15 protein-coding genes are annotated in these 11,210 nt (G+C 69.7%); all 15 read left to right on the top strand.

What is annotated here, in order from left to right:
* Positions 1–265: 265 nt before the first annotated feature.
* The 15 genes from J1C73_RS01250 to J1C73_RS01180 all read left to right on the top strand — a co-directional run bounded on the left by J1C73_RS01250 (position 266) and on the right by J1C73_RS01180 (position 11,204).
* A complete protein-coding gene (locus tag J1C73_RS01250; RefSeq protein WP_073739095.1) occupies positions 266–859 on the top strand; it encodes a hypothetical protein in 594 nt (197 codons plus the stop codon).
* 157 nt (positions 860–1,016) lie between these two features.
* Complete coding sequence (gene rpsP, locus J1C73_RS01245) at positions 1,017–1,460, top strand: 30S ribosomal protein S16 (protein ID WP_073739096.1); 444 nt, start codon at positions 1,017–1,019, stop codon at positions 1,458–1,460.
* A 2-nt stretch (positions 1,461–1,462) separates the two neighbouring features.
* On the top strand, positions 1,463–1,702 hold the full coding sequence (locus J1C73_RS01240) for an RNA-binding protein (protein WP_017947632.1): 240 nt from the start codon (positions 1,463–1,465) through the stop codon (positions 1,700–1,702).
* Between the two features lie 79 nt (positions 1,703–1,781).
* Positions 1,782–2,387, top strand: coding sequence for a ribosome maturation factor RimM (rimM, locus tag J1C73_RS01235; protein WP_207314671.1), 606 nt, complete (start codon positions 1,782–1,784; stop codon positions 2,385–2,387).
* Entirely contained in the window at positions 2,387–3,208 is an 822-nt protein-coding gene (gene trmD, locus J1C73_RS01230; protein ID WP_207314670.1) for a tRNA (guanosine(37)-N1)-methyltransferase TrmD, read from the top strand. The genes rimM and trmD overlap by 1 nt, the downstream gene beginning before the upstream one ends.
* Before the next feature lie 127 nt (positions 3,209–3,335).
* Positions 3,336–3,686, top strand: a complete 351-nt coding sequence (rplS, locus tag J1C73_RS01225) for a 50S ribosomal protein L19 (protein ID WP_123461940.1) — start codon at positions 3,336–3,338, stop codon at positions 3,684–3,686.
* 45 nt (positions 3,687–3,731) lie between these two features.
* Positions 3,732–4,502 carry a signal peptidase I gene (gene lepB, locus J1C73_RS01220; protein WP_207314669.1) on the top strand — a complete coding sequence of 257 codons (771 nt, stop codon included), beginning with the start codon at positions 3,732–3,734 and terminating at the stop codon, positions 4,500–4,502.
* A complete protein-coding gene (lepB, locus tag J1C73_RS01215) occupies positions 4,495–5,571 on the top strand; it encodes a signal peptidase I (RefSeq protein WP_207314668.1) in 1,077 nt (358 codons plus the stop codon). Before lepB (J1C73_RS01220) ends, lepB (J1C73_RS01215) begins: the two co-directional genes overlap by 8 nt.
* Positions 5,468–6,367, top strand: coding sequence for a signal peptidase I (gene lepB / locus J1C73_RS01210; RefSeq protein ID WP_207314672.1), 900 nt, complete (start codon positions 5,468–5,470; stop codon positions 6,365–6,367). Before lepB (J1C73_RS01215) ends, lepB (J1C73_RS01210) begins: the two co-directional genes overlap by 104 nt.
* Before the next feature lie 216 nt (positions 6,368–6,583).
* Positions 6,584–7,495: a signal peptidase I gene (gene lepB, locus J1C73_RS01205; RefSeq protein ID WP_372446634.1), complete on the top strand. Its 912-nt coding sequence runs from the start codon at positions 6,584–6,586 to the stop codon at positions 7,493–7,495.
* Between the two features lie 49 nt (positions 7,496–7,544).
* Complete coding sequence (gene lepB, locus J1C73_RS01200) at positions 7,545–8,285, top strand: signal peptidase I (RefSeq protein WP_207314666.1); 741 nt, start codon at positions 7,545–7,547, stop codon at positions 8,283–8,285.
* Positions 8,275–8,763, top strand: coding sequence for an NUDIX hydrolase (locus J1C73_RS01195; protein WP_207314665.1), 489 nt, complete (start codon positions 8,275–8,277; stop codon positions 8,761–8,763). The genes lepB (J1C73_RS01200) and J1C73_RS01195 overlap by 11 nt, the downstream gene beginning before the upstream one ends.
* Before the next feature lie 63 nt (positions 8,764–8,826).
* Positions 8,827–9,135 (top strand): DUF2469 domain-containing protein, encoded by a 309-nt coding sequence (locus tag J1C73_RS01190; protein ID WP_003965949.1) that lies wholly within the window; start codon positions 8,827–8,829, stop codon positions 9,133–9,135.
* Between the two features lie 84 nt (positions 9,136–9,219).
* Positions 9,220–9,579, top strand: coding sequence for a YraN family protein (locus tag J1C73_RS01185; RefSeq protein WP_123461953.1), 360 nt, complete (start codon positions 9,220–9,222; stop codon positions 9,577–9,579).
* Positions 9,579–11,204, top strand: coding sequence for a YifB family Mg chelatase-like AAA ATPase (locus J1C73_RS01180; RefSeq protein WP_207314664.1), 1,626 nt, complete (start codon positions 9,579–9,581; stop codon positions 11,202–11,204). The genes J1C73_RS01185 and J1C73_RS01180 overlap by 1 nt, the downstream gene beginning before the upstream one ends.
* Positions 11,205–11,210 lie beyond the last annotated feature (6 nt).

Here is an 11,210-nt window from a genome sequence, read left to right as displayed (position 1 = left end):
CCCCGGTACTGTCGGGTTCCCCAAGGCCAGCGCACATCGGTGTTCCGGGCGCCGGGTGGTGCGAGTTCCAGGGGGCGTACGCGCGGTCCACGCGCTCGGGCGTACACGTCGCTACGTACCACCTTGGTGCGAGCTGTGAGACTTCTCCGCAGATCAGCGCACCCGCCCGCGTCAGGACGCATGAACGGCAACTGACTGGTACGTGCAAATTATTTGGGATGGCCCGGAATCGGAACACCGGGGCACTCGCGCTCGTTGTCACGACGTGAGCACGACACCACCTGTACTTGCCGCAGAGCTGGCACAGGCGTGGGCCGATATTCAGCGGTACCACCCCGAGCTGCCCGATCTTGCCGCGCCCGAGTCCCTGATCGGAGAGTCCTCGTCCGCCTGTGGCGCCGAGCTCTCCTTCGAACGGCTGCTCCACGAGGCAGTCCATGGCATCGCCGCCGCGCGAGGTGTCCGTGACACCTCGCGCGCCGGCCGCTACCACAACCGTCGATTCCTCGCGATCGCCGAGGAGCTGGGCCTCGATCACGCCGAGGAGCCCCACCCCAGCAGTGGCTTCTCACTGGTCACGCTCAACCCCGAGGCCAAGCGCCGGTACCGGCCGACGATGGAACGGCTGCAGCGCGCCCTCAAGGCGCACACCGTGGCCACCGCCGCCGACACCAAGCGCTCCTTCCGCGGCCCGGCCGCCCGGCACGGCTCCTCCGGAGGAGGCGTGCGGGTCAAGGCCGTCTGCGACTGCGGTCGCAATGTGCGCGTCGTCCCCTCGGTCCTCGCGCAGGCCCCGATCGTCTGCGGCGGCTGCGGAAAGCCGTTCCGGATCCCGGAAGCAGTGGTCGCGGTGGGGTGAACCGATGTGGTGTGGCACAATGGCTAGCTGTACTCGACAGTCGCATAGGACCCCTCTCTCCTCCGGCTGACGCGTCCATCGGGCACCCGAGTACCGCAACCCCACGTGGCATCTTCGTTGTGCCCAACCACGTCATAGACCAGGAGACACCACTTCCGTGGCAGTCAAGATCAAGCTGAAGCGTCTGGGCAAGATCCGTTCGCCTCACTACCGCATCGTCGTCGCCGACTCCCGTACCCGCCGTGATGGCCGGGCCATCGAGGAGATCGGCCTGTACCACCCGGTGCAGAACCCCTCGCGCATCGAGGTCAACGCAGAGCGCGCGCAGTACTGGCTGTCCGTCGGCGCCCAGCCGACCGAGCCGGTTCTCGCGATCCTGAAGCTCACCGGTGACTGGCAGGCCCACAAGGGTCTCCCGGCCCCCGCGCCGCTTCTGCAGCCGGAGCCCAAGGCTGACAAGCGCGCCCTGTTCGAGGCCCTGACCAAGGACACCGCTGAGGAGTCCAAGGGCGAGGCCATCACGCAGAAGGCGAAGAAGGCCGACAAGAAGGCGGACGAGGCTGCTGACGCAGCTGCGCCCGCCGAGTCGACCGAGGCCTGAGCATGCTCGAGGAGGCTCTCGAGCACCTCGTGAAAGGCATCGTCGACAACCCCGAGGACGTGCAGGTCGCCTCGCGCAACCTGCGTCGCGGCCGTGTACTCGAGGTTCGGGTCCACCCCGATGACCTCGGCAAGGTGATCGGCCGCAACGGTCGCACCGCACGTGCGTTGCGTACCGTCGTCGGCGCCATCGGCGGCCGTGGTATCCGCGTCGACCTCGTCGATGTGGATCAGGTTCGCTGACAGAGTTGAACACCGGCACGGGCCGGGGAGGGCCATGAGCCCGCCCCGGCCCGTCGTCGTACGACAGGAGAGACACAAGGTGCAGTTGGTAGTCGCGCGGATCGGTCGCGCCCACGGCATCAAGGGCGAGGTCACCGTCGAGGTGCGCACGGACGAGCCGGAGATCCGGCTCGGACCCGGTGCGGTACTGGCCACCGAGCCGGCCTCGACGGGACCGCTGACGATCGAGACCGGCCGGGTGCACAGCGGCCGGCTGCTGCTGCGTTTCGAGGGCGTACGGGACCGTACGGCCGCCGAGGCGCTGCGCAATACGCTGCTGATCGCCGACGTGGACCCGGAGGAGCTCCCGGAGGACCCCGAGGAGTTCTACGACCATCAGCTGATGGACCTGGACGTGGTTCTCGCCGACGGCACCGAGATCGGCCGGATCACCGAGATCACGCATCTGCCGTCCCAGGACCTCTTCATCGTGGAGCGTCCCGACGGCACCGAGGTGATGATCCCGTTCGTCGAGGAGATCGTCTCCGAGATCGACCTGGAGGAACAGCGCGCGGTGATCACTCCGCCGCCGGGCCTGATCGACGAGAGCGAGGCGGTCGTGGTCTCCTCGCGCGACGAGGAGTCCGCAGCCGCCGGGCCCGGTACCGACGGGTCCGCTCCCGCCGAGCGCGGGGAAGACGACTGATGCGCCTCGACGTCGTCACGATCTTCCCCGAGTACCTCGAACCGCTGAACGTCTCGCTCGTCGGCAAGGCCCGCGCCCGCGGACGCCTCGACGTGCACGTGCACGATCTGCGGGAGTGGACGTACGACCGCCACAACACGGTCGACGACACCCCCTACGGCGGCGGCCCCGGCATGGTCATGAAGACCGAGCCGTGGGGCGACGCCCTGGACGAGACCCTGGCCGGCGGCTACGAGGCCGGTGCGCACTCCCCGGTGCTCGTGGTGCCGACACCGAGTGGCCGGCCGTTCACCCAGGAACTCGCCGTCGAGCTGTCCGAGCGGCCCTGGCTGATCTTCGCCCCGGCCCGCTACGAGGGCATCGACCGGCGGGTGACCGAGGAGTACGCCACCCGGATGCCGGTCGTCGAGGTGTCCATCGGCGACTACGTGCTGGCCGGCGGCGAAGCCGCGGTGCTGGTGATCACGGAGGCGGTGGCCCGGCTGCTGCCCGGCGTGCTCGGCAACGCCGAATCGCACCGGGACGACTCCTTCGCCCCCGGCGCGATGGCCGATCTGCTGGAGGGGCCCGTCTACACCAAGCCGCCCGAGTGGCGCGGCCGGGGCATTCCGGACGTGCTGCTCAGCGGCCACCACGGCCGGATCGCCCGCTGGCGCCGGGACGAGGCCTTCCGTCGTACCGCGCTCAACAGGCCCGATCTGATCGAGCGTTGTGAGGCGGCGGGCTTCGACAAGAAGGACCGCGAGATGCTCTCGATCCTCGGGTGGTCACCCGAGCCCGGCGGCCGATTTTGGCGCAGGCCCGACGCCGTGGAACAATAGGCCGCTGCTGTACGTCCGGCGCGCGCCCCTGCCACAGGGGGAAAGACGCCCGTCCGACGCGATCAGCACCCCGAACTCATCACTCTCCCGCCGATGACCTGTGGCATCGGCGAAGAAAGCAGACAACATGGCTTCCCTGCTCGATGGCGTCAACGCCGCCTCGCTGCGCACCGACCTCCCGGCGTTCCGCGCCGGTGACACCGTCAACGTTCACGTCCGCGTGATCGAGGGCAACCGCTCCCGTATCCAGCAGTTCAAGGGCATCGTCATCCGCCGCCAGGGCGCGGGCATCAGCGAGACCTTCACGGTCCGCAAGGTCTCCTTCAGCGTCGGCGTCGAGCGCACCTTCCCGGTGCACAGCCCGATCTTCGAGAAGATCGAGCTCGTCACCCGCGGTGACGTCCGTCGCGCCAAGCTGTACTTCCTCCGTGAGCTGCGCGGCAAGGCCGCGAAGATCAAGGAGAAGCGCGACCGCTGAGCTGGCTCCCAGGTCCACAGCACGGCCGGATAAGCTCTGGCCCCGATGGACACGGAAGCAAGAACCACGGAGCGCGACCGCTCCTCCGCAGCCCCTACGGGGCCGGAGGAGGGGTCGCGCTTTTCGCGTATCCCGCACCGTTTCGCCGCCGCGATGTCATGGCGGCACACCGTCGCGCTCGGTGCTGTCTGTTCGGTCTTCGTGCTGCTCTTCAGCGCTTTCGTGGTGCAGCCCTTCCTGATTCCCAGCAGCTCGATGGAGTCGACGCTGCAGGTCGGGGACCGGGTGCTGGTCAACAAACTGGCGTACCGTTTCGGCGCCGAACCCCGGCGCGGCGACGTGGTGGTCTTCGACGGCACCGGCTCCTTTGTACGGGAGGCGCCGCAGGAGAACCCGGTGACCGGGCTGCTGCACGGCGCGGCGGCATCCCTGGGGCTCGCGGAGCCCGCCGAGACCGACTTCGTGAAGCGGGTGGTGGGTGTGGGGGGCGATCGGGTGGTCTGCTGCGACGAGCGGGGGCGGGTCGAGGTGAACGGCCGGCCGTTGGACGAGGACTACCTGTTCGTGGGTGACGCGCCGTCCCGGGCCCCGTTCGACATCGTCGTGCCGGACGGCACGCTCTGGATGATGGGCGATCACCGTAGCCGCTCCCGGGACTCCCGTGACCACCTGGGCGAACCGGGGGGCGGCATGGTGCCCGTCGACAAGGTGATCGGCAGGGTCGACTGGATCGGCTGGCCGCTGGGGCGGCTGGACTCCCTCCCGGGCACCGCGGCCTTCGACGGCGTACCTGCCCCGGGGGCGACGCATGGGTAACCGCGGGCGGCCGCACGACGCTGCCGATCCCGGGGTGCCGCTGCCCACCGGCAGCAGGCCGGCGGCCGCCCGCTCGCTGCCCACCCGGGCGGAGCGGCGCAGACTGGCCCGCAAGGTGAAGCGGAAGCGGCGCAGATCGGCCGTGCAGGAGATACCCCTCCTGATCACCGTCGCACTGGTGATCGCGCTGGTACTGAAGACGTTCCTGGTGCAGGCCTTCGTGATCCCGTCGGGATCCATGGAACAGACCATCCGGATCGGCGACCGGGTCCTCGTGGACAAGCTGACGCCGTGGTTCGGGTCCCGTCCGCAGCGTGGCGATGTGGTCGTGTTCAAGAACCCCTCCGACTGGCCGCCGCCGAATCCGGTGACGGCGAAGGAGCCGCCTGTCGTCATCAAGCAGGTGAAGGAGGTGCTGACCTTCATCGGGCTGCTGCCGTCCGACGACGAACAGGACCTGATCAAGCGGGTGGTCGCCGTCGGCGGCGACACGGTGAAGTGCTGCGACAAGGACGGCCGGCTCATGGTCAACGGCCAGGCGGTCGACGAGCCCTACGTCTTTCCCGGCAATCCCCCCTCCACGATCAAATTCGAGGTAAAGGTTCCTGTCGGACGAATCTTCGTGATGGGCGACCATCGCTCCAATTCCGCCGATTCACGTTTCCACCTGGACAAGACGGCCGACGGCACGGTTTCCGAGGATGCCGTAGTGGGACGGGCCGTGGTGATCGCCTGGCCCTTCGGGCACTGGGGGAAGCTGGAGGAACGTTCGGTGTTCTCCTCGGTCCCGGACGCGCGCGCCGGGACGGCTGCTGCCCCCGGACCGTCGAATAGTGTGTCCCAGGATCCCAACGGAATGATCCGGCTCCCGACCCCTGCGGAACTCCCGCTCGTTATGGGAGTGGTTGGCCTGCACCGGCTAGGGCGCAGGCGGTGGCACGGAATAAGGAGCAGATGTGGGGGATTTGGCGGTGGGCGCACGATCCGGACACGGCGAACCCGAGGACCGGCCGGACACTCCGGAGAGCGTCGAGCCGGCCGGGACGACGGCGGACCGGACGGAGAGTGACGGCGACTCCCCGAGCAGCGGCAGTACGGCCCGGAAGAAGCCCCGCTCCTTCTGGAAGGAGCTGCCCCTCCTCATCGGTATCGCGCTGGTTCTCGCGCTGCTGATCAAGACGTTTCTGGTGCAGGCGTTCTCCATTCCGTCGGATTCGATGCAGAACACCCTTCAGCGGGGTGACCGGGTGCTGGTCGACAAGCTGACCCCGTGGTTCGGCTCGGAGCCGGAGCGCGGCGAGGTCGTCGTCTTCCACGACCCGGGCGGCTGGCTGGAGAACACTCCGGCGGCCAACCCGAACGCGGTGCAGAAGTTCCTGAGCTTCATCGGGCTGATGCCGTCGGCCGAGGAGAAGGACCTGATCAAGCGGGTCATCGCGATCGGCGGTGACACGGTGGAGTGCAAGACGAACGGCCCGGTCACGGTCAACGGCAGGGCGCTGGACGACACGTCCTTCATCTTCCAGGGGAACACCGCCTGCAACGACGAGCCGTTCGGCCCGATCAAGGTCCCCAAGGGCCGTATCTGGGTGATGGGCGACCACCGTCAGAACTCCCTCGACTCCCGCTACCACCAGGAGCTGCCGGGTGGTGGCACCGTCTCCACGGACGAGGTGGTGGGCCGGGCCATCGTGGTCGCGTGGCCGGTCAACCGCTGGGCGACCCTGCCCATCCCGAAGACCTTCGACCAGCCGGGTCTGAACGCCGCGGCTGCGATGGCGCCGGGTGCGCTCGGCTTCGCCGGTGCTGTGCCCCTGGTGCTCTGGCGCAGGCGGAGCAGGGCCGTGCCGGTGCGGCAGAAGTAAGGGGTACGGAGTCGCCGCGCCGGGCTGCCTTGCCCCCCTCCACGGGGGCTCGTCGGGTGCGCATCCGATGTGGGACGTGCCCGGCTCTCCGACTCCACCGGCCCGGAGAGGGCAGTAGCTCCGGGGAACCCCCGCTCGTTGTACGGGGTGCGGGTTTGTGATCGGCAGGCCCGGTGGGCAGGCGTTGGCGCAGAGTGAGGAATGAATGTGAGCGACGTGGCAGGCGAAGCACGAGCTGGACACGGACAGTCCACGGAGAGGTTCGAGCAGCCTGCTGACTCCGCCTTCGACTCTGTTGGAGAGACGGGGGATCCGGACGGGCCGCAGGGCGCGCCCGACTCGGACCGGAGTGGGAAGCGGGTCAAGAAGCCCCGCCCCCTCTGGAAGGAGCTGCCCCTCCTCATCGGTATCGCGCTGGTTCTCGCGCTGTTGATCAAGACGTTTCTGGTGCAGGCGTTCTCCATTCCGTCGGATTCGATGCAGAACACCCTTCAGCGGGGTGACCGGGTGCTGGTCGACAAGCTGACCCCGTGGTTCGGCTCCGAGCCGGAGCGCGGCGAGGTCGTCGTCTTCCACGATCCGAGTCACTGGCTGGACGGGGAGCCGACCCCTGAGCCGAACGCGGTGCAGACGTTCCTGAGCTTCATCGGGCTGATGCCGTCGTCGCAGGAGAAGGACCTGATCAAGCGGACGATCGCGGTCGGCGGTGACACCGTGTCGTGCAAGAAGGGCGGCCCGGTCGAGGTGAACGGCAAGGCGCTCGACGAGCCGTACATCTTCCCCGGTGGCACGCCGTGCGACGACATGCCCTTCGGGCCGTTCAAGGTGCCCGACGGCAAGATCTGGGTGATGGGTGACCACCGCCAGGACTCCTCGGACTCGCGCTATCACACCAGCGACGCGAACAAGGGCTTCGTGCCGGTGGACGAGGTCGTGGGCCGGGCCGTGGTGGTGGCCTGGCCGCTCAATCGCTGGACGACCCTGCCCGTCCCGGACACCTTCGACCAGCCTGGCATGAGTGCCGCGGCGGCGATGGCGCCCGGCGCGCTCGGCATCGCCGGTGCGCTGCCGATCGTGATCCGGCGCAGGCGGAGGCTGAGGCTGACCAGCGGGCGTACCGCCGGGTAGGGTGCCGACTCGGATCAGCGATTGTCGATCTCCGATGGGGGACGCTGGGATGAGTGGAACAGGACGTACGGATGACGGCCGCGGCCGGCTCGGCAGCATGCTGTCGGGGCTGGCGGTGGCCGTCGGCTGTGTGCTCTTCCTCGGCGGGTTCGCCTGGGCGGCCGTGGTGTACCGGCCTTACACGGTGCCGACCGAGTCGATGACCCCGACGGTGAACGCGGGCGACCGGGTTCTCGCGCAGCGGGTGGACGGCAGCGAGGTGCGCCGGGGCGATGTGGTGGTGTTCACCGATCCGGCGTGGGGCGATATGCCGATGGTGAAGCGGGTCGTCGGGATCGGCGGCGACAAGGTCGGCTGCTGCGAGAAGGACGGCCGGCTCACGGTCAACGGCATACCCGTTGAGGAACCGTATCTGCAGACACCGGACCCCGCCTCGGCGAACGACTTCACGGCCGAGGTGCCCAAGGGGCAGCTCTTCCTCCTGGGCGACGACCGCCGGGTTTCGCTGGACTCCCGGGTCCATCTGGAGGACCGCGGGCAGGGCTCGGTACCCCGCAGTGCCGTGACGGCCCGGGTGGACGCCGTCGCCTGGCCGCTGGGCAGCATGATCGAACGGCCGCATGCCTTCGCCGCGCTGCCGGGCGGGGTGTCGTCGGCGGGTCCGCTCAAACTTCAGCTCGGGGCCGTGGCCGGTGGCGTGGTGCTGATTCTGGCCGGTGCCGTGTACGGGCCGGTCGCCGCCCGGTCGAAGCGGAACAAGCAGGGGAAGGCGGCTGCCGGTGTCCACTGAGACGCGCAAGGTCTCCCGCCTGGTACTCCTCGATCCGGACGACCGCATTCTGCTGATGCACGGGTTCGAACCGGAGGATCCGGCGAGTACCTGGTGGTTCACCCCCGGCGGGGGGCTGGAGGGTGACGAGACCCGGGAGCAGGCCGCGCTGCGCGAACTGGCCGAGGAGACCGGGATCAGGGATGCCGAACTGGGCCCGCTTCTCTGGAAGCGGCAGTGCTCCTTCCCGTTCGACGGCCGGCGCTGGGATCAGGACGAGTGGTACTTCCTCGCCCGTACGACGCGGACCCTGACGGACACCAGCGGGCAGACCGGGCTTGAACGGCGCAGTGTCGCGGGTCTGAGGTGGTGGACCTCCGCCGAACTGTCGGCGACGCGTGAGACGGTGTACCCGACCAGACTCGCCGGGCTGCTGCGCACGCTGCTCGACGAGGGTCCTCCGCGTACGCCGTTGGTTCTGGCTCCCGAAATCGCCTGAGCGTCCGGGGCGCCGGGGCCTGGCGCACAATGGGGGAACGCACGGCTGAAGGGGAACATGTCAATGAGCGCCGAGGACCTCGAGAAGTACGAGACCGAGATGGAGCTGAAGCTCTACCGGGAGTACCGCGATGTCGTCGGTCTGTTCAAATATGTGATCGAGACCGAACGGCGCTTCTACCTCACCAACGACTACGAGATGCAGGTGCACTCGGTCCAGGGTGAGGTGTTTTTCGAGGTGTCCATGGCGGATGCCTGGGTCTGGGACATGTACCGGCCCGCACGGTTCGTGAAGCAGGTCCGGGTGCTGACGTTCAAGGACGTCAACATCGAGGAGCTCAACAAGAGCGATCTCGAGCTTCCGGGTGGCTGAGTTGTCCACATCCGCCGGCTTGTCCACCAAGATCCACTAGCGGCGGGCGGACGCGTCAGAGTCGGTGCCGGAGGTGGTGCCGATATGAACGCACGGGGGGCACTCGGGCGGTACGGCGAGGATCTGGCGGCGCGGCTGCTGACCGATGCCGGAATGTCCGTACTGGAGCGGAACTGGCGCTGTCGCACCGGCGAGATCGACATCGTCGCGCTGGACGGCGACGCGCTCGTCATCTGTGAGGTGAAGACGCGCAGGGCGGGTGGATTCGAGCACCCGATGGCCGCCGTCACACCGGCCAAGGCGGACCGTCTGCGTCGGCTGGCCGAACTCTGGCTGGACCGGCACGGCGGTCCGCCGCCCGGCGGGGTGCGCATCGACCTGGTCGGCGTGGTGCTGCCCAGGCGCGGTGCGCCGCTGGCCGAGCACGCGCGGGGGGTGGCCTGATGGGTTTCGCGCGTGCCTGCTCGGTGGCTCTGGTCGGCGTCGAGGGCGTGGTGGTGGAGGTCCAGGCGGACCTGGAGGCGGGAGTGGCGGCGTTCACCCTGGTGGGGCTGCCGGACAAGAGCCTGGTGGAGAGCCGCGACCGGGTCAGGGCCGCCGTGGTCAATTCAGGCGCCGAGTGGCCGCAGAAGAAGCTCACGGTGGGCCTTTCCCCGGCCTCGGTCCCCAAGGGCGGTTCGGGTTTCGATCTCGCCGTGGCGTGTGCGGTGCTCGGCGCGGCCGAGCGGATCGACCCCGCTTCGATCGCCGATGTCGTGATGATCGGGGAGCTGGGGCTCGACGGCAGGGTGCGGCCGGTGCGCGGGGTACTGCCCGCCGTCCTGGCCGCGGCGGAGGCCGGATACCGGCAGGTGGTCGTCCCCGAACAGACGGCGGGCGAGGCGGCGCTGGTACCCGGGGTCTCCGTGCTCGGGGTGCGGAGCCTGCGGCAGCTGATCGCCGTGCTCTGCGACGAACCGGTGCCCGAGGAACAGGAGCCCCACGACCAGGGGCGCCCCGACACCATGCTGGCCGGTCTCATGGTGCCCGGCGCCGCTATCGGCACCGGCATCACCAGGGGCTCGGCGCAGGGCGAGGGACACCGGCCGGACCTGGCGGACGTCGCGGGTCAGGAGCGGCCCCGCAAGGCCCTGGAAGTCGCGGCGGCGGGCGGCCACCACCTCCTGCTGTCCGGACCGCCGGGCGCGGGCAAGACCATGCTCGCCGAACGGCTGCCCGCGATCCTGCCGCCGCTGACCAGGCAGGAATCCCTTGAGGTGACCGCGGTGCACTCGGTGGCGGGCATCCTGCCGCCGGGCGAACCCCTGGTCTCCCGGGCGCCGTACTGCGCACCGCACCACTCGGCGACCATGCAGTCGCTGGTCGGCGGGGGCAACGGGCTGCCGCGGCCCGGCGCGGTGTCGCTGGCCCATCGCGGCATCCTCTTTCTGGACGAGGCGCCGGAATTCTCCGTACGGGCGCTGGACGCGCTGCGTCAGCCGCTGGAGTCGGGACACGTGGTGGTGGCGCGCAGCGCCGGGGTGGTGCGGCTGCCCGCCCGCTTCCTGATGATGCTGGCCGCCAACCCGTGCCCGTGCGGGCGGCACACGCTGAGCGGGGCCGGCTGTGAGTGCCCTCCCGCGGCGATCCGGCGCTACCAGGCCCGGCTCTCCGGTCCGTTGCTCGACCGGGTGGACCTGCGGGTTGCCGTCGACCCGGTCAAGCGCGCTGATCTGATGGGGCAGGGCGGCCGGGGCGAGTCGACCGCGACGGTGGCGGCCCGGGTGCGGGAGGCGCGGGTGCGGGCGGCGGAGCGGCTGGCCGGTACCCCCTGGACCACCAACAGCGAGGTGCCCGGACATGAGCTGAGGACCCGGCTGGTCGCGGCGCCGGGCGCGCTGCGGGCGGCCGAGCGGGACATGGAGCGCGGCCTGCTCACCGCGCGAGGCCTGGACCGGGTCCTGCGGGTGGCGTGGACCGTCGCGGATCTGCGGGGCGCCGGCCGTCCGGACGCCTCGGACATCGCGGTGGCGCTGGAGCTGCGGACCGGGATCCCGCGAGGAGCCCCGATGACGGAGGGGGCGGCATGAGGGGGC

This window comes from Streptomyces laculatispora, from assembly GCF_017353455.1.
Taxonomy (GTDB): Bacteria; Actinomycetota; Actinomycetes; order Streptomycetales; family Streptomycetaceae; genus Streptomyces; species Streptomyces laculatispora.
This window is presented reverse-complemented; position numbering and strand designations above follow the sequence as displayed.